This window comes from Paenibacillus sp. FSL M7-1414 (genome assembly GCF_038003195.1).
Lineage (GTDB): Bacteria > Bacillota > Bacilli > Paenibacillales > Paenibacillaceae > Paenibacillus > Paenibacillus amylolyticus.
Window position 1 is genome coordinate 4,304,268 of record NZ_JBBOOS010000001.1, and the last position, 26,381, is coordinate 4,330,648.

The window sequence follows — 26,381 nt, forward strand, 5'->3', positions numbered from 1 at the left end:
ACAGTATGATTTCGTCAAAGAAATGATTAACCGCAAACCGGCTTCAGATTCGGAACTTCCCTTCCCAACACCCGGTAATATATCTGTTCATATTCATGCCGAATAGCATCATTGCAAAAGTCGTGATGCGCGCGCTGAAGACATGCTTCCCTGAACTCAGCAGCCAAACGATCGTCCGTCAATAAACGGATGGTGTTCTCGGCCATGGATTGTGTATCCCCGATCGCGGATAAATAACCCGTCTTACCATGTAAGACCAGTTCCGGAATTCCTCCGGCCTGTGAACCGATCGTGGGTACGCCACAAGCCATTGCTTCGAGCGCCACAAGTCCGAAACTTTCCTTCTCCGATGGAAGCATCAACACGTCCGCCATGGAGATGACCTGAGCAATGTCATCCTGTTTGCCAAGGAAATGAACTTTATCATTCAAGCCGAGATCATTAATCTTCCATTGCATCTTCGGCAAATCAGGTCCTTCACCAACAAATAACAGTTTGGCAGGAACCTGCTCCTGTACCTGACGGAAGACCTCTACCACATCCTGAGTTCTTTTCACCGGTCGGAAATTGGAGATGTGCATTAATATTTTTTCGTCAGGCGTAGCAAAGTCTCTTCGCAGACTGGCAGCATCCCGCGGATAATATATTCGTTTGTCAATAAAATTATAGGTTAGATCGATTGGACGCTGAATATCCAGCAATTCGACCGTTTCTCGAATCAAATCTTGTGATACGGCAGTAACTGCGTCACTTTCATTAATGGCTAGACGGATCAGATCCTTCAGAGATTCATCCTGAGCCAGAACCGTAATATCCGTTCCATGTAACGTGGTAACCACTTTAAGGCCGTCCCCTACCATTTGTTTCGCCAGAAAGGCACATACTGCGTGTGGCACGGCATAATGAACATGCAGCAGATCCAGCTGCTGTGACTTAGCCACCTGAGCCATCTTTGTTGCCAGTGACAGGTCATACGGAGGGTAACGGAAAACATAATAATCATTTACTTCAACTTCGTGATAAAAAATATTTTTCTGGAACGTACCCAGTCTGAACGGGATACTGTTGGCAATAAAATGAACCTGATGCCCCTGTTCGGCAAGTAATTTGCCCAGTTCCGTTGCGACAACGCCAGACCCGCCGAGGGACGGATAACAGGTGATGCCGATTTTTAGCTTTTTATCCATCCTGTGGACGCTCCTTTGATCTCCCGCTTCATGCAGGTTGATATAATGCAATGGAATAATGAAACCCTTCGTTTCATTAAACGTAAAATGTGAAATCGCTTATTGGGCACCCGGGCCAAATTGATGAACCACGTAAGGTGTAATTGTAGCAAAACCTTCTGCAAACGGGATGAGACTGCGTTGTCCGAGCAAGGAATCGCGGGCTCTTACACGATCAATATACCCTTGATTCAATGGCGTTGAGACCGCTCCGTCTCCCAGTTCGAATTGGGAACGATAAGAGAGCAATGATGCTTCTTTTTGCTCATAGTGTTCCGTAATATCAACAATCAAATCCGTAGGCCCGATGTCATTAATAAAGTAAAAATAAAGTTCCTTCACCTGCACGGCAGGCATGTCCGGCAAGTAGTTGCGAAGCTTGGCGTTAAATACAGCCTCCTGCACAAGCTTACTGCAATTGACATGATCCGGATGACGATCTTCCCAATACGGAGCAAACACCATCCGAGGGGCATGACGCCGTATCTCAGCCGTCACCGCCTGTACATGTTCAGGCGTAAGATATAAGCCACGATCAGGAAGCCCCAGATTCGTTCGACACGAAAGACCGAGGACGCGGGAGGCTTGCTCCGCTTCCTCGGTTCTGCGCTCTACTGTTCCGTTGGAAGACATCTCAGCACGAGTCAGATCACACACGCCTACTTTCAAGCCGGCAGCGGTATGTTTGGCAATCGTTCCACCCATACCAATCTCCGCATCGTCTGCATGTGCTCCAAAGATGAGAATATCCAGACTCATTCGGAATCACCCGAATTCAATCCAGCCTCCGGCTTGTATTTATGTACCAGCTCTCTCCAGGCAAAATCGCCACGATCCAGAGCCTTGACCAGAATCTCAGCGGTTGCGATATTGGTGGCAAGTGGAATACCCTGCACATCACAAAGACGTAGCAACGCATTAATATCCGGCTCGTGAGGTTGTGCCATCAGTGGATCGCGCAGGAAAATAATCAGATCCATCTCATTTTGCGCAACCAAAGCTCCAATCTGTTGATCTCCGCCCAATGGGCCTGATTCGAATCGATGAATCTTCAGCGACGTTCCTTCCATAATACGAAGGCCTGTTGTTCCTGTAGAATATAATTGATGGTCCGTAAAAACAGGCTCATATGCCGTCACGAAGTTAACCATCTCTTCTTTTTTACGATCATGGGCGATAAATGCTATTTTCAACATGACAATCTCCTTTAGTCGATAAAGTGGTCAAATCCGTAGATCATTCCTGTATACTCCATAACCTTTTGCACACCAATCTTAACACCAGGCATATAACCTGCGCGCTCGTAGGAGTCATGCCGAATTTTAAGTGACTGTCCATAATCTCCGAAAACAACTTCCTGCTGCGCGAATACACCAGGCAATCGTACACTGTGAATTCGGAAGCCATTGTAATACCCGCCGCGTGATCCTTCAATCGTTTCTTCTTCATTCGGATTACCTTGACGAAGTTCTTCCCGATTGGCAGCAATCAGTTCTGCTGTTTTGATCGCAGTTCCTGAAGGAGCATCCAGCTTCTGATCTCCGTGATATTCGATGATCTCCACATTTGGCATATGTTTGGCAGCCTGTGCTGCGAATCGCATCATCAAAATGGCACCAATCGAGAAGTTAGGGGCAATAAGCCCTCCAATTCCTTTGTCCTGGCACTGCTTGTCCAACTGTTCGATCTGCTCCGGCGTGAAGCCAGTAACACCCATGACAGGTCTGACTCCATGACGGATCGCGATCTCAGTATGTGCAAACGCAAATTGTGGTACTGTAAAATCAACCATAACCTGAGGTTTTGTTTCGGCAAAAGCCATTTCGATATCATCAGTCACCAGCACCCCACACTCTGGCAAACCAACAAGGGTTCCTGCATCCGTGCCTGCTCCGGAGCGGTTGACAGCCGCTGCAAGCTCCAATTCCGGGTCCTGAAGTACCAATTTCACAACTTCACGGCCCATACGGCCAGCCGCTCCGATCACGGCAACTCTGATTACTTCACTCATATTGACTGCATCTCCTCACTATGTTGGATCATATCGTAGAATCCATTTCAACTCGAAAGAAATCTTTGCAAAATGAATTCTTATTGGATGGATTTCATACGTTGCTTGATTTCCTGTAACATCTGATGCAGTTGCCCATTCTGCGGATCCAGCAAAATTGCCTCACGCAGCGCCTGAATTGCATAGTCAAATTCATTCAAATCACTGTAAGCCAGCGCAAGCATAACATGAGCTTCCACTGAGAGCGGATCAAGTTTGACCGCTTCTTGCAGAAGCGTAGACGCTTCCACATAGCGCTCTTGTGTTGCAATACCGGCCTGCTCCAACAGCAACTTCGCTCTGGAGGTCAATTGTTTTGCTTCCAACGTCTGCAGATGCAAAATATACTCTTCTGTTCCTGGCGACAATTCAACCGACTTGCGCGCATATTCAAGCGCTGGAACCAGATGTTTGCTGCGGGCGTGTGTAATGGAACAGCGATAATATAACTCCGCATGTTTTGGATGAGCGTGAATGGCTGACTCGAACCAACGAATCGCCTGCTCAAAATCATTTTGCAATATACAGCGGTAAGCCTGCTGCATATATTCTTCCGGTTTCATCATTAAGCTGACCCTCCCCGATCGGGTGATGGTACAGCATATGTAATCTACGCCTAATCGGTGTTTTTGGGAGTCCACCGATTGGCATCGCGGGTGTTAAATTTATGCATGACTTTATCGTGCGCCTCAGCCAGATCAATTCCCAGTGAGTTCGCAAAACAAATCGTGATAAATAAAATATCTCCAAGCTCAAGTTCAATGGAATTGGCTGCTTCGGAAGATTTCTTCGGCTTCTCGCCGAATTCATGATTCACTTCCCTGGCGAGCTCCCCAACCTCTTCAGACATCCGGGCCAACATGGCCAGAGGACTGAAATACCCCTCCTTGAACTGGGAGATATACTGATCAACCTCACGCTGCATTTCTGCGATGCTTTTCTCCATGAGAACGGATTCTCCTTTGAAATGATGTCGTATTTGTTCCTAATAATATCAGTTATTTAGATTCACTTCCACCATCATCAGCGACAAATCATTTTTAAAGAATCAATAAACAGGTATACTAGATGGGAATGATTGCTTCTTCATTCTAATTTATCTACAGCGAGGGATCTTATGAGCACTGCCAAAACCTGGATACAAGTTAAACTGGTTCTTCCCATCGTACTGGGTACAGCCTTATATGCCTTTGGGCTCCTCTATTTCATTATCCCCAACCAGCTTATGGAAGGTGGCCTCACCGGGGTTACGGTGCTGATTAATTACGCTTTTGGCATCTCACCTTCACTTACAACCTTGATTCTGAATGTTCCCCTCTTTCTGATTGGGCTCAAAATTTTGGGCGGCAGACAGATGATCTATACGGGTATCGGAATCGGGGCACTGACCGTTTTTCTATGGTTGTTTGAGAAGTTGATTCATATGGGCTGGATTGAACCATTACATACCGAGAATGACCTCCTGCTCGCAGCCCTATATGCAGGTGTCACCCTCGGAGCCGGCCTTGGCATTGTATTCCGTTGGGGCGGAACGACGGGCGGTTCAGACATCATTGCCCGTATTCTCAACCGCAAGTATGGATGGAGCATGGGCCGAGTATTACTGGGCATCGACTTCGTCATTATCGGGCTCTCTCTCATCTACATCCCCAAAGAAAAAATTCTGTATACGCTTGTAGCTGTATTCATCGCCTCTAAAGTCATCGACTTTATTCAGGAAGGTGCATATTCTGCCCGGGCATTTATGATCATTAGTGACCATGCACCCGAGATTGCGGACCAGATCACACGGGATATGGATCGGGGCGTGACCCTCATTCCAGCCATTGGCGCGTACTCTAAACAGGCCAAACACATGGCCTACTGCGTGATCTCCAGGCAAGAGTTCAGGAGATTGCAGACCATTGTACGTTCCATTGACCCGAGAGCTTTTGTCATCATCAGCGATGTTCACGATGTACATGGCGAAGGTTTCAAAGAAAGCTGATATAACACAGAAACTACAAGAAAACCTCTTTTTACATGAAGAGCCGTTAGCGTGGCTGTTCATGTGGAAAGAGGTCTTTTTTTATATACCACTTATAGACCAGGATCCATCAAGTTCATATCCCATTAGCGCCGAAAAGGAAAAATCCCTTGTTGCTGCGCACGATACTTACGGTATCCGGCGTAACTTAACGTTGCCACAATGACCGAACTAATGAGCAGCCCGGCTGCCCTGCGATCAGGACCCTGTACAAACGGTACAAAGGCACTCTCGTCCTTCTCGCGACCAAACAACTTGTTCACCAGTTCCTCCCCATGGCCAACCATGCTCTTTAATTGAGCCAGATCAGGTTGCTTGGCAGCGGTAAGCCCTTTGGTATGAGATAACCAGGCGTCCATCTGAGCAATTTCATACGGTTCACGGCGAATCAGTGCGGCAGGACGAATCGTCTCATAATGCTCCTCCAGAACGGTATAGCGGTTTGCCAGTACGGCCGCAGTTTGCCCTTGATTTGTAGCAGCGGATAAAGCGTCCAGATCGTTTTTCACGATTTTATAATACTGAAGCCATAAAGGCTTGGTTGGATTCGCGAGACTATCTGCTGCAAGTCTGAGTTTGGCTGAGGACTGCTGAAGAGAAGCATCGTCATTTTTCACCTTCACAACGGCTTGTTTCACTTCAACTATGGTTTCGGACAAGGCGTGTATGCCCTCGACTGTTGTTTGTCCCTCAAAGGAGATATGCTCCAGACTTTTACTGATACGCAGAATGCTTCCTCGCACTTCTTCAATATTATTCTCGAGCGCCTGACGATACAATATAGCTGCTTCCTCATTCAGTTGTGCAATTGAATTGCTTGTGGACACTTGCTGATCTGAATTCGAATTCAATGCTTCACTTTGCGCGGATACACGATATGCTAAGTTCGTCCACAGCATTAGAGCCATGAACGATACCACCAGTAAGCCAGTTTTGATCCCAAACGTTCTCTTCATGGACATCCCTCCCACCACCAATGTATGGCGGGGGACAGTTCATTAGAACAAGCTCAAGATCGGATATCAGGTTCGTTTCGCCTGTCTTAAGGCCAGCCACGCGCACAGAATGCTTACCAGTGTCAGTCCGAATGTGAAATTACGCACACCATCTACATGATCATAGAGGGATGCGGGTAACCAAGGGTAAATATCATATGTATAATCCATCGTATCGTTCAACAGCGTCCAAAGACCTGCAACGACAAGGGAAGCCCAGCGGAAGCCGAAAAAGCGTACAAAAATTAGAGCTTCTATGGCCATCGCACTATGCGAAGCAATCAACATCCAGTCTTGCCAGTGCTGTGTACCACCTTGCATCCAGCCAGCGAAAATAATGGACACCGCCCACACGCCATATTTCACAGATGTGACCACGGCAAGCGCCTGAATCAAATGTCCGATCCGTTTGATAATGATGGACCGCGGTGGGTACAACACCCATAACAACGCTAAAGTAAAAAACAAACTCGCTGTTGGGCTATCCGGCACAAATACGATCTGCCACACCGGCTGCTCAGCCAGCGTCAATTTCATTTGCTCTCCGTACCAGATGTATCCGTATACCGTTCCTACCGCATTACACCAAAATAATAGCCACAGGAAATAACGATTGGTTAGAAATTCTCTACTCCAGAAATACGATAAAGCCACATTCCCTGCCCCTTCCTTCATCAATATTGTGCACGATACAGTGCTGTCCAAAAAAACACTTCAAAAAAACCTGACCGCATAAACGATCAGGTTTCATTGGTTATTTCGATTTTACTGTTCTGCTTTCTGTTTCGCAAGCCATTCGGTCAGATGAGTAATCTCTTCATCCGTAACACCTTGAGCAATAGCATTATTATACTGAGGCTGCATTGCATTGTAGCCTTCTTTGATAATGGTCAGAATCTCTTCCTGGCTGTGCTTGTCACCTATGCCTCGAAGCGAAGGTCCAGTTGCGCCCTTCATATCAGCCGCATGGCAGCCAATACATCCAGCCTTCTTGTACGTTTCCATTGCAGGATCATCCTGTTCCACGATCGCAACTTCTTCTTGCTGTCCAGGTGCATTGGAAACGGGTGGGAGCCCCTGTTCACGCCTCTCAAGCGCTTCTTCTTCACGTTGAATATGTTCAGGCTTCTGTCCACTTGCTTCCAACTCATGCTCGTAGTGCGTCCACGCTACATTTGTCAGGTAGAATACAGAAATGACCGACAAAATCATCAGTGATGAAGCAATTGGGCGTTTATAGAAACGCCGCTCCTTGCCTGTATCCAGGAATGGTGCCAGTAGCAAAGCTCCAAAAGCAACTCCGCTGACCCCCAGTACCCCGAGCAGAACGTAATCGCCCGATGCGTATGGATACTTCAAGTACTGATACAGAAAAAGGAAGTACCAGTCCGGCATAGGAATTACGGATGCGCTCGGATTGGCCGGATAGCCTAAAGGTGCAGGTTCTGAGATCGTGAGAACCAGAATCCCCACCAATACAACGACACCAACCATCCATTCTTTCAGCAGGAAGTTGGGGATAAAGGCTTCTGATTTGCCGGGATACGCCGTGTAATCAGGAGGGGTAATGAAACCCGCCCCTTTACGGACCCGTGAATCACCGACAAAGATAACCTTTTCCTCATCATCCTTCTTATGTCCGTGAGCCATTGCGATTCCTCCCTTCTCAGTTTATAGTGGTCCCGAAATGCCCTGTCTGCGGATCATGATAAAGTGTCCGACCAGAAGCACCAGAAGCACAGCGGGGAGGAAGAATACGTGCAAGGCAAAGAATCGGGTTAGTGTCTGTGCACCAACAATCGTACCGCCTTGCAGGAATTCTTTAATAATCGGTCCCAGCCAAGGAACCGTATTGGCAATCTCCAGTGTTACTTTTGTTGCAAAATAGGCTTTGTTATCCCATGGCAACAAGTACCCTGTCAGCCCCAGGCCCAACATGACGAAAAAGATCAGCATGCCAACAACCCAGTTCATTTCACGCGGTGCCTTGTAAGAGCCTGTAAAGAACACACGCATCGTATGTAAGAACATCATTACGATAACCAGACTGGCTCCCCAGTGGTGCATGCCGCGAACAATTTGGCCGAAGGCTACTTTGGTCTGCAGGTACTCCACACTAGCGTAGGCATTGATAATATCAGGTACATAATACATGGTCAGGAACATGCCTGACAGAATCTGAATAACAGTAATAAAGAACGTCAATCCACCAAAGCAGTACACGAATGCGGAAAAGTGATGAGCCGGATTTACATGCTCTGGAACTTCATGATCCGCAACGTCCCGCCAGATTGGCGTGATGTCAAGACGCTCGTCAATCCAGTCATAGACATTTTTAAACATCTGCGTTCACGCCTCCTAATTCACTCGGGTGTTCGGAACAATGTCGCCCAGATATACCCAACCCTGCTCTTCCTTGACTACGTACTCATCCAGCGGTTTGGGGGCTACGGCAAGATTCTTCCCTTCCTTGTCATAGTGCGCGCCATGGCAGGGGCAATGATACTCGTCAGGGTATTGCTTGTCACTATTCCAGCCTACTGTACATCCCAGATGTTTACATATAGGTGAGAGTGCATAAATTTTACCCTGCTCGTCTTTGCGAATCCACGCCACTAACGATGCATTACTCAGATACCAACCATCCTGTTGTTTAAGTTCAAAGGTGAATTCTTGAGGCTCATTCGTAATTTTGCTGATTTCAGCTACTTTGACAGAGGTGCCTTCTCCCTTATGTTGCAAAATCGGGTCCACCGCAAAACGGACCATAGGAAGGATTGCACCGGCGGCCATGTAGGCTGTAGCTCCACCAAGCGTGTACGTCAAAAACTGCCTGCGTGACATCTCCATGCGGCTTGGCAATTTCAATGAAGCTTCGTGGTCATGCTCACTGCTCATACTGTCTCCAACCCCCTTTTTCAGCCAACTCTCTCAAACGTTTTCATTTTCATAAATTCCACGACTTACTAGAACATACATAATCATATAGTAGCCCTAGAACACCGTCAAGAATTTGTCACACATTTTTAAGGTTCAATTGTAAGCGTTATTAAAAAATTGTTGTAAAATTGTCACATTTGTCGCTAAAAACTATTTTTTCCACAACTCTCGTATCTTTTCCCCTATAAATCTCGCAATCCCTTCTTCTCCGACCTCATGAGTTAAGACGGACCGACTCAAAACCAGATCAGCAGCTGGAATTTCCATGCCATCCAAATGACCATCCGATGACATAATAACCACATATTTGAATCCTGAGGATTTAAGCTGTTCGGACAAGGAATTTAATGTCATTGACAATTCCGAATTAGCATAATGAAAGGCTGGATAAGTCATGATTCTCCCTTTGAAAGGAATTTCGACCAGATCCAGAAAATCTCTCAGCCGCTCCAACGCCTCGGTAGCTTCAACTGGCGACTGCTCACCGCTAAGAGCTGTGTATGGAATAAGGCATGTATCCAGATAGAGTTGCAGTTCAGCCCAGCTGTCTTGAGTCATCTCACTGAATTTCAATTCCCTATATCCCCTCTCTATCCATTTTATTCCCATATTATATATGACTATATCTTATAAATCCAGACATTCATTTCGGAATTACACATATCAAAAAAAGGAAACACGCATCTGCGCATTCCCTTTTATCTCAGAAAGGAACTATTTTGCTAATCAGTTTATGGTCCTCAGTTCATCCGTCAGACTCCGGAAAGCTACTTCGTCTCCGGTAGCTAACGCTTTATCGATTTCCAAATAGAGCTTCTCGCTGCGCTGTTTGCGAAGCGCTTCGTCCCAAACCATCTCAGCTGCCAGCCCCAACATGACTTCATACGTAACTTTCATTTTATCCAATAGGATGCACCTCCAAAACGGATTTAAGAGCTCCTATATTCTTTTCCTTTGGTAACATAACCCAGTGAAGTTCTGGACATCCGCTCCAGATCGGCATCAGTCAGCTCACGTATCACTTTGGCAGGTGTCCCCAAAGCAAGAGTATAGGGCGGAATTTTACTATTCTCAGTAACAACAGAACCGGCTCCAATCAGCGTATATTCGCCAATATCGGCTCCATTCAGCAGAATGGCTCCCATGCCGATTAATGATCCTGTTCCAATACAACAACCATGAATGATCGCTGTATGTCCTACTGAGACATCATCTCCCACAATCAAAGGTTGATCAGTATTGACATGACCGACAACGTTATCTTGAATATTACAGCGCTTTCCAATGATAATAGGAGCCAAATCAGCCCGCAGGACTGCATTGAACCAGACGGAAGACTCTTCTCCCATTCTCAAATCACCGATCAGTTTTGCACCTTCAGCCATATATACCGAAGGATGTAACTGAGGTTGTAGACCTTTGTATGGAATTATCATTATTATCACTCCTTAATTTGGGAGTGATTTTAGCAACTTGTCCTTCACTTGTCAAACATAATAGGCGTAATGTCTCCTGAGATGGAGCGACAGGATGCAGCAAGACGTGTGCCCCAGGCTGTCATTTGTATAGTCCTGCCTTCCTCATGTTCCCCAATACGGACCATGCCAAGATGCAACATCATTTTAACAATTCTGTTATCATAAATGGCCTCGGCCGTATCATAGTAAAACGGCTGAATGAACGGACCGATCTGACGAAACAGCGACTCGGCGGTTGACCATTCTTGGGCACATTCGCCTGTCCAATACACAATAGAGGACAGATTGGGAATAGCACCTTTATACAATCTTAACCAAAACCTAAATAGCTGTATCATTTCGGCTGTTTTCTCAGCTCCCAGCTTGTCTTCTCCAGCTGGTGATAACTTCAGCGTGCCTTGCTCCTCACGAACCAGCCGATGGTGAAATGCATAGTCGTAGAGAAGTGCGAAACGATCCGGGTAATCCTTGAAGGAACGGCCATATCCGAATCTCCATCCACCTTTGCCCACCAATTCCTCACTAATGTGTAGATGCTCCATAATCTGCTGTTGAGAGCGACGGTACATCATGCCTTCAGCGTTAAGGGCAATTTCGTGTTGCTGGACAAACTGCAGGAACAACTTGAGATCATCCGCTAAGAGATGATACTCATCCCGATACATGGGTGGCTCCGTTGTTTTGGTTATCCCTGCTCGCAGATGTGTGGATAACACATCCCTGAATCTTAATTTCAGATCCTGGGGTACCTGATACAAATACCTGGTCTGCTGCGTTGTCCCATTGAACAACCATCCACTCTTATTGAAGCGAACGATGAGATCACGTGGACTCGCGCCAGCCTCACTCTCCTTTTTGTCCATCGATTGACGGGCTATGGCAATGAGTTCTTCCATACCATAATACTGGCGAGGATCAAACAACAAGTTGTTCAAAAAGCGCTGATCTGCTTGATTCAGTTGACGTACCTGCTGCTCAAAAAAGGGTCTGCTGCCCAATGTAGTGAGAATACTCTGGATGAGTTCATGTTTGGAATTGGGCTTGCATTCACATTGGTAATAGTCTGCTATTCGATTAAGCTGGCCAATATCGGCAAAAGTAAGCATATCCGCTAGATTCATGGGTCCATCGCCTCGCCCGTTAACTACTTCGACTACTGATTCAGAGCCTGAAATAGTTTGGTTTTGTAAACATCGTTGACGGAATTCCCATAATCTAAACCTCTTTTTGGAAATCTTTTATGTTTTAAACCATACTATGCCCCGAGTTGGTCAATCAGAAGAAAAATGAGAGGTTTGAAATCATATACAGTCTTTATTTCCCCATAAAACGCAAAAAAAACAACCCAAGTTGGATTACTCAGGTTGTTTCGCTGTGTCCAAAGACAGATGTCGTGTGCAATTATATAACAGTGGACTCCAGTCATCACGTTCCTTTTCCAGGATCGTCAGTGACAGGTTTCCAATCCGTTCTGTATACCGATCTTTAAACAAAGCTGTTAAAAGGTTGGCTAAGAAAGCTCCGTGAGTGACAATGAGTACGTTTTGGTCAGAATAGGCCGACCATAGATCTTCCAGAAACGCCAGTGCACGAATCTGGATATCCGCTATCTGCTCCTGTCCCAAGTCTAATGTCTCCCAGGCTTGGCCCCAACGGGCAACCCGTTCTTCTGAAGTCAGACCTTCAATCTGACCAAAAGCCCTTTCTTTCAACCGTGCGTCTGGCTTGAGCAAAGGTACATTCAACAGCTTGGAGATAATCTCCCCTGTTTCCTGTGCCCGCGATAATCCACTTGTGATGATATAGTCCCATTGGTATTCTTCCGTCAGCAGACGTCTTCCCAGGCGCTCTGCCTGTTCACGACCTTCTCCATTCAGAGGAATATCCGTCTGACCCTGTATACGGCCCGCCGCATTCCAGTCTGTAAGACCGTGACGAATAAGCCCGATTCGCACTTACATCCCTCATTTCTCCACACGGCGAACGAAAGGTTATTACCTATGCACTCGCACCTTGTTTGCGTTTATTCGTTGTTCGATGCATACGTCCAAGAGAAAATAACGCCATTCCTATTGCAAGTAAAGAGAGGGCCATCCAATACTGCGGATAAGCAGGTCCCATGCTCACAACAAAAGGTTCTATGATACTTCCTCTGTCCGCTCCAGTCATGTTGTACTGATACATTCCAGAGGACGATGGTCCGCTTCCGGCAACCCCTGTCTCCAGGATACCCGTAGTAACAACTTTGGTTTGCTCAGCTTCTGATACATCTGGCTTAAACATTGCCATATACAGAAAGCTGCATAAAAAAATAGCCAGGAACGCGGCAATCCACAAAGACATATGCTTGCGGATCACAGCAGAGAAACGATTAACCTTTACCTCTTCCGGCAGTAACCATGGAGACTCCGCGTAGATCCGGTCCATAACGTTACGGTTCACTCTCTCTGCTTGTTGTTCTGTCACTGGAACCGGAATGCTGTGCAGCAAGATCTGAGCTTCTTCCCAGACCTCAAACTGCTCGGAGCACTCTTCACAACCAGCGAGATGAGCATGAAATGCAATCCGCTGAGGATGAGTTTCCGGCAAGTCCCAGACCAGTGCAAACAGTTCCTGGGCTTCATTGCAATTCATCGGTTCTTCATCCCTTCATATGGCTCGTACACCGGTTCGAAGAAATAAGGTTCCAATTGAGTTTTTACGCTTGATCTTGCTCTGAATAATAGCGATTTCACAGAACTGACGCTCTGCCCAAGAATATTCGCAATCTCTTGGTAGTCTAGTTGATCATACTCACGGAGTATAATCGCAGAACGCTGCTTCTCCGGCAAATTGTTAATCGCATCCCTAACCAGCATCACCCGCTCGCTGCGTAGTACAGCATACTCCGGTGTATTCTCCGAAGGAGCAACGGGAACAATCCCGCTCTCTTCAAGTGGGACATTTCCGCTACGCTGTTTGCGAAGCTCACTCAGTACCGTATTTCTCGCAATGGTATATAACCATGTTGAGAATGAGGCATCCACCTCACGGAAAGAGTGCAGACTGCGGAACGCCTTATAGAAAGTCTCAGAACAGAGATCTTCCGCAAGCAGCTCCATATTGGAACTTTTCAACATATGATATACGAAAGCCAGTATTTTACGCTGATAACGACTCATCAGCTCGGAATATAACTCCAGGTTACCTTCCTTGATCTCTCGAATCAACTGGGAATCCGTCATTTGAGTGCGACCCCTCCTCGCCCATCCATGTGCTTCTCCCCGTTCGACTCTATCCATGTATTACCGAACAGGCACAAAAAAGTTGCGGTTCTCACCGCATATAAAAAGCGTTCAGCGCCATAACTGGCCTTCCCGCCAAATTCCCCTATGTAATGGCAATTTCCCCAACGTTTCTACATTAACAGTATTTATTGTACAACGGTCTGCATCATCCTGGCAAATCCATTGGCATCCACAAAACCCGACCTGTCATTCATATGCGGTCATTTTCACGTTCATGACTTCATTTTGAGCCTTTTTGGTAACCCTTGCTTATATAGACGGACGACATACCGAAAAGGTTACAAAAATGTGATATTTATTGGATCTAAGGTATCCTAACAGATTAAGGAGGGAGATGTAAATAGAGGATGTAAGTCCAAGTGTAATTATTAACATATCAATGCCTTTCCCAAAACTTTTTAAGACAAAAAAAAAGACCGCTTACATAAGCGGCCATTGCTCACGTGGAGCAATACAGTTATTGGATAGGAGTGGAGAGAAACCATACTGTACCCTTATTATATGTATACGTTTTCATTTTGTCAACACTTTCAGTAAAATTGTTTGAATTAATTATATCTTTCGGTAAATCAGGATAATACATCCTTTTTTTCTGTGACTGAAAATCAAATAACCACTCCAATATAACCTCACAAAAAAGAGGGCTTTCGCCCTCTTTCTCGTCTTATATCCACACTTGATAGCCTAAGGAATCCAATAACGTCTTGGCTCGTTCCATATCTTCTTCCTGACGGAAAGACAGACGCATAATGCCCGGCACATCCACCCGGTTTTCGATAATCTCCAAGTTGCTCAAGTTGATATCATTCGCCCCAAGCTCAGTTGCAATCTTACCGATCATACCCGGTGCATCCTGAACATCAGTATATAGATCAAATAACGGCGAAATCATGCCTTTGCGTCGTTCTGGTAATATACTGCGGAACTCGCGGGCCTGACGGAATGCCTCCTCTATACCTTCACCGTTCTTATGTTCCAGCATATCCGTAAAGGCCGTCATCTGGCTATTCCAGTCCTTAAGCAAGCCCAGCAGTACATCACGGTTGCTAAGCAAGATATCTCTCCACACAATCGCATCACTGGACGCAATCCGGGTAATATCCCGAAAACCGCCTGCAGCCAGCATTTTATACAGTGGATTCGACTCATTATATTCACGTACCTGATTCACCAGCGCAACAGCAATAACATGTGGCAGATGACTAATCGCCCCCACGATGTCATCGTGCAGCAGAGGCTCCACACGCACGATCTGTGCCCGCGTATACGCAAGCAGCTCAGACAACCTGCTGTAGGCTTCCTCAGGTACATGTTCTGAAGGGGTTAAGACATAGTATGCATTCTCAAATAACACGGCTGAGGCCGCATCTACGCCTGCACGCTCCGACCCCGCCATAGGGTGACCACCAATGAAATAAGCGTCAGTCAACCGCACATGCTCGGCACAAGCGGCAATGGAAGCTTTAGTGCTTCCTACGTCCGTGATGATACATCCTTTTTTCAATGGCAGCTTGGAGAGCTTTTCGAAATAGGATTCTAGCAAACCTACGGGAACGCACAAAAAAATAAAGTCGGCATCCTCTACCGCTTCTTCCAGAGAGAGCGTAGCATCATCCACTACACCGCTCGCTATGTACTTGTCCTTCAGTTCATCCAAGTGGGCGTAGCCCATCACGGTTACACCTGGCTTGCCTTTGAAGCAGAGCGACAGTGAACCGCCGATGAGTCCTACACCAATCATTGCAATTTTTAGTTTCATGGGTCCTCACTCTTTCATCGCCAGTATTAAGGGCGTGCTACCGCCTTCTCAGCCAGCGTGTTCTCCAGTGCCGTGACAAATGCACGGTTCTGTTCTGATGTTCCGACGGACACACGAATGTAAGTTGGGTATACGTGGAATCCTGAGCGAACGATAATGCCTTGTTTGAGCAAGGATTGGAACGCATTTGCCGAAGGCATATTCAGGTCAACCATAATGAAATTACCCTGTGAAGGGAAATACGACAATCCGAGCCGTGTAAATTCATTTTGCAGGTAATCCCGATCCGTTGCATTCCGCTTCGAGCACTCTTGAACAAAATCCTGATCCAGTAGTGCAGCTTTTGCCGCAACCTGTCCAAAACGGGAAGTGTTAAACGGTTCACGTACACGGTTAATCAAATCAATAATTTCGGGACGTGCAATACCATATCCGATCCGAAGCGAAGCCAAACCGTAAATTTTGGAGAATGTCCGCAGGATGACCAAGTTCGGATACCGTTCGATCAATGGTATACTTTGCGGGTATGCTTCATCGGTTACGAATTCATAATAAGCTTCGTCCAATATGACCATCACATGAGCAGGCACACGGTCCATAAAGGCTGTAAGTTCCTGCTCGGAGATAATCGTACCTGTCGGATTATTTGGATTACACACCCATACTGCTTTGGTTTTGTCGTTAATTTGCGCGAGCATCGCGCTCAGATCATGCGTGCCATCTTTCAGAGGCACTTCGATGGACACGGCACCCTCAATATCTGCATTGCTTTTATATACAGAAAATGTTTGATCTGCCATGATGGTCTCGTCACCCGGCAAGAAGAAAGCTCTCGTGATCAAAGCAATAATCTCATCGGAACCACAACCAAATATTAAGTTGTTCCGTTCAACGCCAAGATGCTTGGCAAGAACTCCCGTCAGCTCAACCGAGCTACCGTCTGGGTATATGCTTATATTCGTCATTTCTCTCGTAATGGCTTCCAGGGCGGCAGGAGAACTGCCGTACGGGTTTTCGTTGGAGGCCAGCTTGATGACTTGTTCAAGCCCCAGTTCACGTTTCACTTCTTCAATCGGTTTGCCCGGTTGGTACACAGGCAGATTGACAATCTGGGATTTCGGTTTCAACCCGACCGCCTCCTGTTATTGAAATAATGTTAGACACGAATCAGCGTGCACCTCATGTGTCCAAAAGATGTCCTTCAGGACATCTCTATCCCTTTAATTGTGCCACAAAGTTGCGAATTTGCAACAGTCCCGCTGCACGCGTATCCGGATTTTCAAGCAGAGGAATCGCATCTTCCACCTGACGAACAATGGCACTACCTACAACAACGCCATCGCAGATGCGGGAGAAATGTGCCACCTGCTCATGACTGGAGATACCAAAGCCTACCGCTACAGGAAGGTCTGTCAGACTTTTCACCGTCTCAATAAAGCTCTCTACGCCATCAAAGAAAGAAGCTCTCTCTCCGGTTACCCCAAGGGATGATACACAATAGATAAAGCCCCTCGCGCCCGTTACAATCCGCTCAATCCGGGCATTAGATGTAGGTGCAACAAGCGGCACCAGATGCACACCAGCACGATTTGCGCGTTCTCGCATCTCTTCCGCTTCCTCAATCGGCAGGTCCGGAATGATCATGCCACTAATATCGTGTTTGACCAATTCATCAAAGAATACATCCAGGCCTGTCTGCAATACCGGATTATAATAGGTGAACAGAACAAACGGCAGTTTCACACCTGCCTTACGAGCTTTTGCAGCGGTTTCCATCACAGTACGAATGGTAATCTGGCTTTTCAGCGCACGTTCGGAAGCGCGCTGAATGACTGGGCCATCTGCAAGCGGATCGGAATAGGGAACACCCAGTTCCAAAATATCCGCTCCAGCCTGTTCAAGCTCCTTGATGATATCAATCGTTGTATCCACATCCGGGTCTCCCACGGTTAAAAATGGAATAAGTGCCGTGCGATTCTGTTCCTTCAATTGCTGGAAGGTCTGGTCCATCAGATTCATCCCAAGTCACCTCCCGTGTATTTCATGATCGATTCAACATCCTTGTCTCCACGTCCCGACAGACAAATGACTACAATATCATTTGCTGTAAGTTCAGGCGCCAGTTTGACAACTTGGGCAACCGCATGTGCAGACTCCAGAGCAGGAATGATTCCCTCCGTCCGACATAGGAGTTGCAGGGCATCCAGTGCTTCCTGATCCGTGATCGGTACATATTTTGCCCGTTCAATATCCTTGAGATAGGAATGCTCCGGACCAACACCCGGATAATCAAGTCCGGCCGAGATGGAATGCGCTGGCTGAACCTGTCCATACTCATCCTGCAACAGGTAACTCATAGATCCCTGGAATACACCATGCGTACCTTTGGTCATCGTTGCAGCGTGATACTCGGTTTCGACCCCTTTGCCTGCGGCTTCAACACCAACAAGCTTCACATCCTGATCACCGATAAATGGATAGAACATACCGATCGCATTACTTCCTCCACCAACAGCGGCTACAATTACATCCGGCAAACGCCCTTCGATCTCCTGAATCTGACGACGGGTCTCATCACCAATCACACGTTGGAAATTCCGCACCATCATCGGATATGGATGAGGACCAACCACTGATCCGAGCACATAGAACGTATCCTCTACATTGCTGACCCAGTAGCGAAGTGCTTCATTACCAGCATCCTTCAGTGTCCGTGTTCCGGACGTCACCGGAATTACTTCTGCTCCGAGCAGCTTCATCCGAAATACGTTTAACTGCTGACGCTCTGTATCTTCTTCGCCCATAAATACTTTGCATTCCAGTCCAAGCAATGCGGCTACGGTTGCGGTCGCAACGCCATGTTGACCTGCACCCGTTTCGGCAATAACTTTCTTTTTGCCCATCCGTTTGGCAAGCAAACCTTGTCCAATGGCGTTATTAATTTTGTGCGCGCCTGTATGATTGAGATCTTCACGTTTCAGATAAATTTTCGGTCCGCCCAATCGGCGTGACAATTGCTCTGCATGATACAATGGCGTTTCACGTCCAGAATACTCGCTTAGCAGATAGTTCAGTTCCTTGTTAAATTCCTCATCTTCAGAGAAGTGGCTGTATGCCTCCTCCAACTCAATAAGTGCGTTCATTAGTGTCTCAGGTACAAAGCGGCCTCCGAAGTGACCGAAACGCCCGTGTTGATCCGGCAATTGATGTGTCATGCCTGCTTCACCCTTTCTACGAATGCTGTAATTTTGGCAATATCCTTCACACCTTCAGTCTCCACGCCGCTGGATACATCGACGCCGAAAGGTGCATATGTCTGTATTAGTTGTTGTACATTGTCCGGCTGCAACCCTCCTGCAACGAACAGAGCAATTCCGCGACTTTTCGCCCATTCAGCATAGGCAGGGATTCGCTCCCAGGCAAACGTTTTCCCGGAGCCCCCTCCATATAGAGGATCATGGGTATCAAGCAATATCGCATCCACGTATTTATCATAAGTATCAAGAGCCCTTATGGCTGCATCATCAGCTTCCGGTCCCGTTTCATCTTTGGGAAAAGAAAAAACTTTGAACACTGCGGCATTCCACCGCTGCTTCACCTGCTGGCAAAATTCCACAGTCTCCTGTCCATGCAGTTGAATAACATCCAGCTGAGCAATGTCCATAATGTGTTCCAGTTCTTCGAGCGTAGGATTCACAAATACACCCGCAAGCTTCGGCCGATCATAGGTAGACCATTCGAACAACACCGTTCTTAATGCAGCAGCCTGCTCGGGTTCGATTCGGCGGCGTGATTTGGCAAAAACAACACCAATGTAATCCACAGGCAAGTTTATCATCGATTTTAGCACTTCAACGTCCTGAAGTCCACATATTTTTACGGCCGCTGGCAGCGGGTTTCTCAGTTCTGACATACTGTCGCCTGTGCCATCGTGTATGGAAGTATTCATCATTTGGGTCCCATCAGATCATATACAGCCGCCTCGACATCATCCTTGCGCATGAGATGCTCACCTACGAGAATACCATGAACACCGGCCTGGATCAGAGGTACTGTTGATTCTGGTCCGTCAATACCACTTTCGCTAATCAAGGTAACGCCACTTGGAATCAATTCCATCAAATCCAGTGTCGTGTTCAGGCTGGTTTCGAATGTTTTCAAATTACGATTGTTGATGCCCACAAGTGTTGCCTGCGGAATCTCCAATACCTGCTCCAGTTCTGTTCGATCATGGACTTCAATCAAGGCATCCAGCCCCAAACTTTTGGCAAATTCCAGATATTGACGAATCTGTTCAGGTGTCAGAATACTGGCAATCAACAGTATCGCATCCGCACCCAGTAATCTTGCCTCGGCAATCTGTCGTTCATCTATAATAAAATCCTTGCGCAATAGCGGAATGTTCACTGCTTGATGGATAGCCTGCAAGTACTCGTTGCTGCCTTGAAAATACGACACATCTGTTAATACGGAGATGCAGTCTGCACCCGCTCGCTCATAAGCAGCAGCAATCTCAACCGGATGAAAATCCGGACGAATTAACCCTTTGGATGGCGAAGCCTTCTTCACTTCAGCAATAAGGCCGAGTTTGCGATTGCGTCCGCTCGATAGTGCTTGTTCAAACCCCCGAGTTGCGGGTAGTTGTTCGATTTTTTGGATAGCTTCATCCATGCGAAATGTCTGTGCAAGAACTTCAACTTCTTTATGTTTGGTTGCAACGATTCGATCAAGATACATGACTATACGCCTCCGTTGTATGAATTAACTGTTCAAGCTTCCCGGCAGCTTTGCCCGAATCTACCGCTTCTGCGGCAAGTGTCACCCCTTCAGCAATGCTATCTGCAAGACCGGATACATAGATGCACGCTCCGGCGTTCAACAGAACGACATCGCGGTAGGCACTCTGCTCACCCTGGAAGATCCTCTTAATAATTTCGGCATTCTGTGCCGCATCTCCTCCAAGTACCGCTTCAAGCGGGTGCAGAGACAAACCCATATCACGTGGATCAATATCATAGGTGTGCACTTCACCATTGCGAAGTTCAGACACCTGAGTTGGTGCCGAGATACTGATTTCATCCAGACCATCATGGCTGGCCACAACCAACGCTCTTTTGAGACCAAGACGATTCAGTACTTCAGCAATCATCGGCGTCCGGGAACGATCATACAGGCCAAGCAATTGGCGATCTGCTCCCGCAGGATTCGTTAACGGTCCGAGCATATTGAAAATGGTACGAACCCCCAGCTCTTTTCTTGGTCCTGCCGCATGTCGCATGGAAGGGTGATATACTTGGGCAAAACAGAAGCAGATTCCGATATCATCCAGACATTGTCTGGCCTGCTCACCGTTCAGATGGATATTTACACCCAGTGCCTCTAATACATCTGCACTACCCGCTTTGCCTGAAGCTGAACGGTTGCCATGTTTGGCGACCCGAACCGAGACGGCCGAAGCAATGATGGCGGATGCTGTGGAAATGTTGAATTTGTGAATACCCGATCCACCTGTTCCACAAGTGTCCAGCAAGCCGCTGCCATCCGTTAGAATTCGTCCGCCCTGACCACGCATGGCTTCAGCAAAACCGGTGATCTCATCTACCGTTTCACCCTTCATCCGTAGCGCCATCAGCAAACCTCCGATTTGAGCCGGCGTTGCCTCACCTCTCATGATCGAGTACATCAAATCTCTTGCTTCGGCTTGCTCCAGATGGCTGCCCTCTAGAATCTTCGCCAGGCCATTTTTCATGCCTTCCTCACGAGTAATCTCAGCAATAGGGGTTACAGGGTTCTCATTCATTATTGGGTTTATGTTCATCTCCGGTCTCTCCTCTCTCAGTTCTTAGCGGCCGCTGGTGTGACAAAGTAGTCTGCATTCGCCAGTCTCAACGTGCTGTCCTTTTCTTTGGCAGGAAACATTGCTTCTGCTGTTCGAATCGCCTTGAGCAATGCTTTAGCTTTGTTAACCGTTTCCTCATATTCATTCTCAGGCACAGAATCCCATACGATTCCCGCTCCGGCCTGTACATACGCTTTTCCTTTTTTAAAAATAATCGTACGAATCGTAATACAGGAGTCCATGTTACCCGAGAAACCAAGGTATCCGATTGCTCCTGCATAAGCTCCACGTGCCTCTTTCTCCAGTTCCGCGATAATCTCCATTGCACGCAGTTTCGGTGCTCCGGATACAGTACCCGCTGGCAAGCAAGAGAGGAATGCATCGAAGAAATCCTTATCTTCTCTAAGCTCGCCCGTAACGTTGGATACCATGTGCATAACGTGAGAATACCGTTCAATCTCCATGAACATGTCACACTTCACACTGCCGAAACTGGATACCCGGCCCAGATCGTTACGCCCCAGATCAACCAGCATCAGATGCTCCGCGCGTTCCTTCTCATCCTGGAGCAGATCAGCAGCGAGTGCACGATCTTCCGCTTCTGTTGCCCCTCTTGGACGTGTACCTGCAATCGGTCGTGTCTCCACACGATTCCCGTCCACCTTGACCAGCGCTTCTGGCGAAGTACCCACGATAATCTCATCATCCATTTTGAGGTAGTACATATAAGGTGATGGATTCAGGGTCCGAAGCACACGATACACGTGAAGCGGAGAAACTTCCGTATCAATGTGGAAACGCTGGGATAATACCACTTGAAAAATATCACCTGCGCGAATGTAATCTTTGGCTTGCTCCACATTACCGATAAACTGCTCTTTCGTGAGGTTGGAGCGAATATCCCCCAGTTCCACGTCTCCCGGAATGGAACGCGGATTCAGGTTCTCTCCTGGTCCTTGCTGCTGCAAACGTTCTGCCGCCTGCTCCAGCTTCTCCGAAGTCACTGCATACGCTTGGCGTATCTCATCATCCGTTGCACCGTCCTTGACGTGTACATTACCAACGAGCAACATCTGCTGCTTCACATGGTCAAAGACGATAATCTGGTCACAGAACATAAAGCGAATGTCATCCATATTCAGGTCATCCAGCGCGTGGGCTGGAAGCTTCTCATAATAGGACAGCAGGTCATATCCGAAGAAACCAATTGCCCCACCTGTGAATGGTGGCAGTTCATCATCTTTTGGACTGCGGTACTTACGCAGCAGTGCTTTCAGTTCTTCGATCGGTTTGCCTGGCAATTCACGGGTTTTCCCTGCTTCTTCTACAACAATCCGGCCTTTCTTGGCCGAAATCATCAGGAACGGATCTGTACCGATGAACGAGTATCTCGCCCATTGGATACCGCCCTCTACACTTTCCAACAGGAATGCCCGGTCGTTGTCAGCATAACGGCGGAATATTCGAATCGGAGTCTCCATATCTGCCAGAATCCGTTTGACTACCGGAATCAGATTATACTCATTCGACATTTTCAGTACTTGATTAACGTTTGGCGTTATCATCAGATCACGTCCTTTCAGATTTAGGTAGAAGAAAAGGTTATATGTACAAAAAAACCTCTACCATCAGGTAGAGGTTTGGTTATAAGCTGTATTTAACAGGGTGATGCTTCATAAATAACAAGTCCCTATACTTCGCTGTCGGATTATTCACAGGTCGCTGAATTGATGCATCTCACATCATCCAAATCGGGAAAATAAATTAGTTATAACACTTCAACTACTCATTCCAATATTACGTAAAATATAGGAGAGTGCATTGATTGTGTTTGTACCAAAATATATCAAAACAAAAGATGTCCTATGACACGTTTGTTTTCCCTATTCCTGTTACCTATTCCGTAGCACGACGTACCGTGAATCAGTTGACCGGTTTCTGTTGCCCCGGTTACCACCCACTGGACTCTGCTATATACTCCACTAGCTCAGCTGCTCTCAGCTCAATCTCAACTCTACTCAACTGGTTCTCACTATACATCATTATGATCGGTTTGACAACCCACTACTTAAGAGCCGGAAGGTGCTGCCAAATCGGGACGTAATGCCTGTGCACCGTTCAGATACACATGGTTGATTTCATTCTGAGCTTTGTTTGTATTCACATGCACCATGAAACGAATGCACTGCGCCAAGGCACCTTTAACAGGAACCTCCAGTGCACACATTAGTGGTACGAGTTCCCAACCATCCAGTTGACGAATAGCTTTTGCCGGGAAAGCAGCATCCAGATCCCCAGTTAACGTAATCCACACACTGCAGATATCTTCCGGTTGGATCTCATTGCGATCCACGATCTCCTGCAACAATACAGCCGTTTCCTTCAAAATCTGTTCTTCGTTGTTCTGCGTGACTGTTGTAGCCCCGCGAATTCCCCGTGTGACCATTGCTGTTATTCTCCCTTCCTGAGCATTTCAATGACGTCCCGAACTTCCGACACAGGTACGTCCTTCACAATTCTTGCAGCTCCAATCCGATCAGGAATGATAAACACCATATGACCTTCACGGAACTTTTTGTCATGCATCATCGCTTCCATTAATGCATCCGTGTCGAGATGCGCAGGCATCGTTGTTGGAAGGCGAAGTGAACGCAACATGCGGACCGTATCTTCATAGAGCCCTGCTGGCGCACCAAGCTTCTCACCAAGCAATGCTGATCCAGCCATACCGATCGAGATCGCTTCTCCGTGCAGGAATTCTCCATAACCGGCAATCGCTTCAATGGCATGACCAATCGTATGTCCCAGGTTCAACAACGCACGTTCTCCATTTTCACGTTCGTCTCTGGATACAATCTCTGCCTTAATGCCACATCCACGTTCCAAGCCGTATCCAAGTGCTTCCGGATTAAGCGCAAGCAGTTCTTCCGCATGTTCCTCACACCAATGTGCAAAAGCCTCATCACGGATCAGCCCGTGCTTCAGCATCTCTGACAACCCTGCCGATACATCTCGTGGCGGCAAGGATTGAAGTGTGTCCACATCATAGAGCACTAGCTCGGGCTGGTGGAATGCACCAATCATATTTTTGGCCAGCGGATGATTGACAGCCACCTTGCCGCCTACACTGCTGTCATGCGCCAAAATCGTTGTAGGTACTTGAACAAACTTGATTCCACGCATATATGTAGCGGCAACAAAACCAGCCAGATCACCTACGACACCACCACCTAAGGCCAGAATCGCAGAACTCCGATCCAGTTTGCCTTCGATCGCAACGGTCATCATATCCTGGTACACCGAAAGGGATTTCGACGTTTCACCAGAGGGTACAACCGCCGATACGACTGTATAACCAGCCGTACGCAGCGTTTGCTCCAAACCTGACAAGTATTTGGGAGCCACATTTTCATCTGTAATGATGAGCAACGGACTTTTTTTGGTCAACCCATATTGCTCAAAATATTGAGGGGCTTGTGCCAATAGACCGCTGCCAATCAGAATCGGATATGAGCGTTCCTCCAACTGTACCGTCAGCTGACGCATATTAGTAATTCTCCAGTTGAGCATTATAACTAGCAACATTAGCACGGATCTCTTCCATGGAATCCCCGCCGAATTTCTCCAGGAATGCTTTGGCAATTTCCCACGCTACAACATGCTCCATAACCACACTCGCTGCTGGTACAGCACAAGCGTCCGAGCGCTCAACCTGAGCCGTAAATGCTTCTTTTGTATCAATATCGACACTTTGCAGTGGCTTATACAACGTTGGGATCGGCTTCATCACACCACGTACAACGACTGGCATACCGTTTGTCATACCACCTTCGAATCCACCCAGACGGTTGGTTGCCCGGTGGTAGCCGCGCTCATCCGTATGCATGATTTCATCATGCACCTGTGATCCTCGAATGACTCCGGCTTCGAATCCGATACCAATCTCTACACCTTTGAATGCATTAATGGACATTACGCCTTGAGCGATTCGTGCATCCAGTTTGCGATCGTATTGAACATAACTACCCAGACCAATAGGTACACCTTCAACGATACATTCCACTATTCCTCCGATGGAATCGCCTTCTTGTTTAATCTGGTCGATGTAGGCTTCCATCTTCTTCTCTGTCTCAGCATCCGTAACACGTACAGAGGAAGCTTCTGTCACTGCGATCAGTTCATCAATCGGAAGGTCCTGATATGGAGCTTCGATCTCTCCAATGCGAAGTACACGTCCAGCTACCTTGATTCCGAATTCAGCCAGGAATTGACGAGCAATGGCACCACATGCCACACGTACCGTTGTCTCACGTGCACTGGAGCGCTCCAGTACGTTACGCAAGTCTTTAAGATTATACTTGAGTCCACCGTTCAGATCAGCGTGTCCGGGACGTGGACGATGAACGCGACGTTTCTCTTCGTCACTGCCTTCAATCGGCTCAATATTCATAATATTCTGCCAATGTTTCCAGTCGTTATTTTGAACAACCAGCGCTACCGGAGCACCTGTTGTATATCCGTGACGGATACCACCAACGAAATTCGCCTGATCCTTCTCAATCTGCATCCGGCGTCCACGGCCATATCCCTTTTGGCGGCGGTGAAGCTGGAAATTCAGTTCTTCAAAATCAATCGTCAAATTACTTGGCAATCCTTCAATAATAGCGGTCAATTGGGGTCCGTGCGTCTCCCCTGCGGTTAAATAGCGTAAACTCATAATACGTTCCCCCTTTAAACTGTTAAACTTCACATTGCTAAAATCCCATAATTTCTTTGCTTAT

General features: G+C 47.1%; 30 protein-coding genes. 1 reads left to right on the top strand and 29 read right to left on the bottom strand.

The annotated features are described in order from the left end of the window. Positions 1 to 26: 26 nt before the first annotated feature. From bshA to MHH92_RS18610, 6 genes are all read right to left on the bottom strand, one after another. Complete coding sequence (gene bshA, locus MHH92_RS18585; protein ID WP_036672009.1) at positions 27 to 1,187, bottom strand: N-acetyl-alpha-D-glucosaminyl L-malate synthase BshA; 1,161 nt, start codon at positions 1,185 to 1,187, stop codon at positions 27 to 29. 99 nt (positions 1,188 to 1,286) lie between these two features. Next, positions 1,287 to 1,985: a bacillithiol biosynthesis deacetylase BshB1 gene (gene bshB1, locus MHH92_RS18590; RefSeq protein WP_338706437.1), complete on the bottom strand. Its 699-nt coding sequence runs from the start codon at positions 1,983 to 1,985 to the stop codon at positions 1,287 to 1,289. Beyond that, the gene (mgsA, locus tag MHH92_RS18595) at positions 1,982 to 2,422 is read right to left on the bottom strand and encodes a methylglyoxal synthase (RefSeq protein ID WP_017687735.1); all 441 of its coding nucleotides are present in this window, start codon (positions 2,420 to 2,422) and stop codon (positions 1,982 to 1,984) included. Before mgsA ends, bshB1 begins: the two co-directional genes overlap by 4 nt. Before the next feature lie 11 nt (positions 2,423 to 2,433). Then, entirely contained in the window at positions 2,434 to 3,237 is an 804-nt protein-coding gene (dapB, locus tag MHH92_RS18600) for a 4-hydroxy-tetrahydrodipicolinate reductase (RefSeq protein WP_036607633.1), read from the bottom strand. A gap of 80 nt (positions 3,238 to 3,317) precedes the next feature. Continuing rightward, on the bottom strand, positions 3,318 to 3,842 hold the full coding sequence (locus MHH92_RS18605; RefSeq protein WP_017687733.1) for a tetratricopeptide repeat protein: 525 nt from the start codon (positions 3,840 to 3,842) through the stop codon (positions 3,318 to 3,320). 50 nt (positions 3,843 to 3,892) lie between these two features. Continuing rightward, positions 3,893 to 4,222: a nucleotide pyrophosphohydrolase gene (locus tag MHH92_RS18610; RefSeq protein ID WP_017687732.1), complete on the bottom strand. Its 330-nt coding sequence runs from the start codon at positions 4,220 to 4,222 to the stop codon at positions 3,893 to 3,895. Between the two features lie 171 nt (positions 4,223 to 4,393). Here MHH92_RS18610 and MHH92_RS18615 point away from each other — a divergent pair, with 171 nt between their 5' ends. Further along, the gene (locus MHH92_RS18615; RefSeq protein ID WP_338706438.1) at positions 4,394 to 5,263 is read left to right on the top strand and encodes a YitT family protein; all 870 of its coding nucleotides are present in this window, start codon (positions 4,394 to 4,396) and stop codon (positions 5,261 to 5,263) included. Between the two features lie 125 nt (positions 5,264 to 5,388). Here the strand turns inward: MHH92_RS18615 and MHH92_RS18620 are convergent, their stop codons facing one another. The 23 genes from MHH92_RS18620 to aroC all read right to left on the bottom strand — a co-directional run bounded on the left by MHH92_RS18620 (position 5,389) and on the right by aroC (position 26,317). Next, positions 5,389 to 6,258: a sporulation protein YpjB gene (locus tag MHH92_RS18620; protein WP_338706439.1), complete on the bottom strand. Its 870-nt coding sequence runs from the start codon at positions 6,256 to 6,258 to the stop codon at positions 5,389 to 5,391. A gap of 66 nt (positions 6,259 to 6,324) precedes the next feature. Further along, entirely contained in the window at positions 6,325 to 6,951 is a 627-nt protein-coding gene (locus MHH92_RS18625; RefSeq protein ID WP_338708974.1) for a DUF1405 domain-containing protein, read from the bottom strand. Positions 6,952 to 7,062: 111 nt separating this feature from the next. Further along, complete coding sequence (locus MHH92_RS18630) at positions 7,063 to 7,947, bottom strand: menaquinol-cytochrome c reductase cytochrome b/c subunit (protein ID WP_036607643.1); 885 nt, start codon at positions 7,945 to 7,947, stop codon at positions 7,063 to 7,065. 21 nt (positions 7,948 to 7,968) lie between these two features. Continuing rightward, positions 7,969 to 8,640: a menaquinol-cytochrome c reductase cytochrome b subunit gene (gene qcrB, locus MHH92_RS18635; RefSeq protein WP_017687726.1), complete on the bottom strand. Its 672-nt coding sequence runs from the start codon at positions 8,638 to 8,640 to the stop codon at positions 7,969 to 7,971. A gap of 15 nt (positions 8,641 to 8,655) precedes the next feature. Beyond that, positions 8,656 to 9,195: a QcrA and Rieske domain-containing protein gene (locus tag MHH92_RS18640; protein WP_036607648.1), complete on the bottom strand. Its 540-nt coding sequence runs from the start codon at positions 9,193 to 9,195 to the stop codon at positions 8,656 to 8,658. Positions 9,196 to 9,387: 192 nt separating this feature from the next. Further along, positions 9,388 to 9,810, bottom strand: a complete 423-nt coding sequence (locus tag MHH92_RS18645) for a DUF2487 family protein (RefSeq protein WP_282320922.1) — start codon at positions 9,808 to 9,810, stop codon at positions 9,388 to 9,390. A gap of 153 nt (positions 9,811 to 9,963) precedes the next feature. Then, positions 9,964 to 10,143, bottom strand: coding sequence for an IDEAL domain-containing protein (locus MHH92_RS18650; protein WP_017687723.1), 180 nt, complete (start codon positions 10,141 to 10,143; stop codon positions 9,964 to 9,966). 23 nt (positions 10,144 to 10,166) lie between these two features. After that, positions 10,167 to 10,673, bottom strand: a complete 507-nt coding sequence (locus MHH92_RS18655; protein WP_036607653.1) for a gamma carbonic anhydrase family protein — start codon at positions 10,671 to 10,673, stop codon at positions 10,167 to 10,169. A gap of 44 nt (positions 10,674 to 10,717) precedes the next feature. After that, positions 10,718 to 11,836, bottom strand: a complete 1,119-nt coding sequence (locus tag MHH92_RS18660) for a hypothetical protein (protein ID WP_036607656.1) — start codon at positions 11,834 to 11,836, stop codon at positions 10,718 to 10,720. Between the two features lie 234 nt (positions 11,837 to 12,070). Continuing rightward, positions 12,071 to 12,670: a histidine phosphatase family protein gene (locus tag MHH92_RS18665; protein WP_076328398.1), complete on the bottom strand. Its 600-nt coding sequence runs from the start codon at positions 12,668 to 12,670 to the stop codon at positions 12,071 to 12,073. Positions 12,671 to 12,713: 43 nt separating this feature from the next. After that, the gene (locus MHH92_RS18670) at positions 12,714 to 13,349 is read right to left on the bottom strand and encodes an anti-sigma factor family protein (RefSeq protein WP_036607660.1); all 636 of its coding nucleotides are present in this window, start codon (positions 13,347 to 13,349) and stop codon (positions 12,714 to 12,716) included. Then, the gene (locus MHH92_RS18675) at positions 13,346 to 13,939 is read right to left on the bottom strand and encodes an RNA polymerase sigma factor (RefSeq protein WP_036607662.1); all 594 of its coding nucleotides are present in this window, start codon (positions 13,937 to 13,939) and stop codon (positions 13,346 to 13,348) included. Before MHH92_RS18675 ends, MHH92_RS18670 begins: the two co-directional genes overlap by 4 nt. A gap of 727 nt (positions 13,940 to 14,666) precedes the next feature. Further along, positions 14,667 to 15,761, bottom strand: coding sequence for a prephenate dehydrogenase (locus MHH92_RS18680; RefSeq protein WP_076250006.1), 1,095 nt, complete (start codon positions 15,759 to 15,761; stop codon positions 14,667 to 14,669). Positions 15,762 to 15,787: 26 nt separating this feature from the next. Continuing rightward, entirely contained in the window at positions 15,788 to 16,888 is a 1,101-nt protein-coding gene (gene hisC / locus MHH92_RS18685; protein ID WP_237174708.1) for a histidinol-phosphate transaminase, read from the bottom strand. A gap of 85 nt (positions 16,889 to 16,973) precedes the next feature. After that, the gene (gene trpA / locus MHH92_RS18690) at positions 16,974 to 17,780 is read right to left on the bottom strand and encodes a tryptophan synthase subunit alpha (protein WP_076250004.1); all 807 of its coding nucleotides are present in this window, start codon (positions 17,778 to 17,780) and stop codon (positions 16,974 to 16,976) included. After that, positions 17,777 to 18,976, bottom strand: coding sequence for a tryptophan synthase subunit beta (gene trpB, locus MHH92_RS18695; protein WP_047843556.1), 1,200 nt, complete (start codon positions 18,974 to 18,976; stop codon positions 17,777 to 17,779). Before trpB ends, trpA begins: the two co-directional genes overlap by 4 nt. Further along, a complete protein-coding gene (locus MHH92_RS18700; RefSeq protein WP_076250596.1) occupies positions 18,973 to 19,674 on the bottom strand; it encodes a phosphoribosylanthranilate isomerase in 702 nt (233 codons plus the stop codon). The genes trpB and MHH92_RS18700 overlap by 4 nt, the downstream gene beginning before the upstream one ends. 35 nt (positions 19,675 to 19,709) lie before the next feature. Next, the gene (trpC, locus tag MHH92_RS18705; protein ID WP_076250003.1) at positions 19,710 to 20,498 is read right to left on the bottom strand and encodes an indole-3-glycerol phosphate synthase TrpC; all 789 of its coding nucleotides are present in this window, start codon (positions 20,496 to 20,498) and stop codon (positions 19,710 to 19,712) included. Further along, entirely contained in the window at positions 20,488 to 21,528 is a 1,041-nt protein-coding gene (trpD, locus tag MHH92_RS18710) for an anthranilate phosphoribosyltransferase (protein ID WP_091034830.1), read from the bottom strand. Before trpD ends, trpC begins: the two co-directional genes overlap by 11 nt. Before the next feature lie 68 nt (positions 21,529 to 21,596). Further along, on the bottom strand, positions 21,597 to 23,165 hold the full coding sequence (trpE, locus tag MHH92_RS18715) for an anthranilate synthase component I (protein WP_036607674.1): 1,569 nt from the start codon (positions 23,163 to 23,165) through the stop codon (positions 21,597 to 21,599). 503 nt (positions 23,166 to 23,668) lie between these two features. Continuing rightward, positions 23,669 to 24,046 (bottom strand): chorismate mutase, encoded by a 378-nt coding sequence (aroH, locus tag MHH92_RS18720; protein WP_047843558.1) that lies wholly within the window; start codon positions 24,044 to 24,046, stop codon positions 23,669 to 23,671. 5 nt (positions 24,047 to 24,051) lie between these two features. After that, positions 24,052 to 25,146: a 3-dehydroquinate synthase gene (gene aroB, locus MHH92_RS18725; RefSeq protein WP_074095641.1), complete on the bottom strand. Its 1,095-nt coding sequence runs from the start codon at positions 25,144 to 25,146 to the stop codon at positions 24,052 to 24,054. Position 25,147: 1 nt separating this feature from the next. After that, positions 25,148 to 26,317, bottom strand: a complete 1,170-nt coding sequence (gene aroC, locus MHH92_RS18730) for a chorismate synthase (RefSeq protein ID WP_017687707.1) — start codon at positions 26,315 to 26,317, stop codon at positions 25,148 to 25,150. Between the last annotated feature and the right edge of the window lie 64 nt (positions 26,318 to 26,381).

Coding starts and splice junctions, on each gene's coding strand:
- bshA (WP_036672009.1), bottom strand. CDS start 1,187: ATGGATAAAAAGCTAAAAATCGGCATCACCTGTTATCCGTCCCTCGGC.
- bshB1 (WP_338706437.1), bottom strand. CDS start 1,985: ATGAGTCTGGATATTCTCATCTTTGGAGCACATGCAGACGATGCGGAG.
- mgsA (WP_017687735.1), bottom strand. CDS start 2,422: ATGTTGAAAATAGCATTTATCGCCCATGATCGTAAAAAAGAAGAGATG.
- dapB (WP_036607633.1), bottom strand. CDS start 3,237: ATGAGTGAAGTAATCAGAGTTGCCGTGATCGGAGCGGCTGGCCGTATG.
- MHH92_RS18605 (WP_017687733.1), bottom strand. CDS start 3,842: ATGATGAAACCGGAAGAATATATGCAGCAGGCTTACCGCTGTATATTG.
- MHH92_RS18610 (WP_017687732.1), bottom strand. CDS start 4,222: ATGGAGAAAAGCATCGCAGAAATGCAGCGTGAGGTTGATCAGTATATC.
- MHH92_RS18615 (WP_338706438.1), top strand. CDS start 4,394: ATGAGCACTGCCAAAACCTGGATACAAGTTAAACTGGTTCTTCCCATC.
- MHH92_RS18620 (WP_338706439.1), bottom strand. CDS start 6,258: ATGAAGAGAACGTTTGGGATCAAAACTGGCTTACTGGTGGTATCGTTC.
- MHH92_RS18630 (WP_036607643.1), bottom strand. CDS start 7,947: ATGGCTCACGGACATAAGAAGGATGATGAGGAAAAGGTTATCTTTGTC.
- qcrB (WP_017687726.1), bottom strand. CDS start 8,640: ATGTTTAAAAATGTCTATGACTGGATTGACGAGCGTCTTGACATCACG.
- MHH92_RS18640 (WP_036607648.1), bottom strand. CDS start 9,195: ATGAGCAGTGAGCATGACCACGAAGCTTCATTGAAATTGCCAAGCCGC.
- MHH92_RS18655 (WP_036607653.1), bottom strand. CDS start 10,673: ATGATAATTCCATACAAAGGTCTACAACCTCAGTTACATCCTTCGGTA.
- MHH92_RS18660 (WP_036607656.1), bottom strand. CDS start 11,836: ATGAATCTAGCGGATATGCTTACTTTTGCCGATATTGGCCAGCTTAAT.
- MHH92_RS18670 (WP_036607660.1), bottom strand. CDS start 13,349: ATGAATTGCAATGAAGCCCAGGAACTGTTTGCACTGGTCTGGGACTTG.
- MHH92_RS18675 (WP_036607662.1), bottom strand. CDS start 13,939: ATGACGGATTCCCAGTTGATTCGAGAGATCAAGGAAGGTAACCTGGAG.
- MHH92_RS18680 (WP_076250006.1), bottom strand. CDS start 15,761: ATGAAACTAAAAATTGCAATGATTGGTGTAGGACTCATCGGCGGTTCA.
- trpA (WP_076250004.1), bottom strand. CDS start 17,780: ATGAATCTGATGGACCAGACCTTCCAGCAATTGAAGGAACAGAATCGC.
- trpB (WP_047843556.1), bottom strand. CDS start 18,976: ATGACACATCAATTGCCGGATCAACACGGGCGTTTCGGTCACTTCGGA.
- MHH92_RS18700 (WP_076250596.1), bottom strand. CDS start 19,674: ATGTCAGAACTGAGAAACCCGCTGCCAGCGGCCGTAAAAATATGTGGA.
- trpC (WP_076250003.1), bottom strand. CDS start 20,498: ATGTATCTTGATCGAATCGTTGCAACCAAACATAAAGAAGTTGAAGTT.
- trpE (WP_036607674.1), bottom strand. CDS start 23,165: ATGATAACGCCAAACGTTAATCAAGTACTGAAAATGTCGAATGAGTAT.
- aroH (WP_047843558.1), bottom strand. CDS start 24,046: ATGGTCACACGGGGAATTCGCGGGGCTACAACAGTCACGCAGAACAAC.
- aroB (WP_074095641.1), bottom strand. CDS start 25,146: ATGCGTCAGCTGACGGTACAGTTGGAGGAACGCTCATATCCGATTCTG.
- aroC (WP_017687707.1), bottom strand. CDS start 26,317: ATGAGTTTACGCTATTTAACCGCAGGGGAGACGCACGGACCCCAATTG.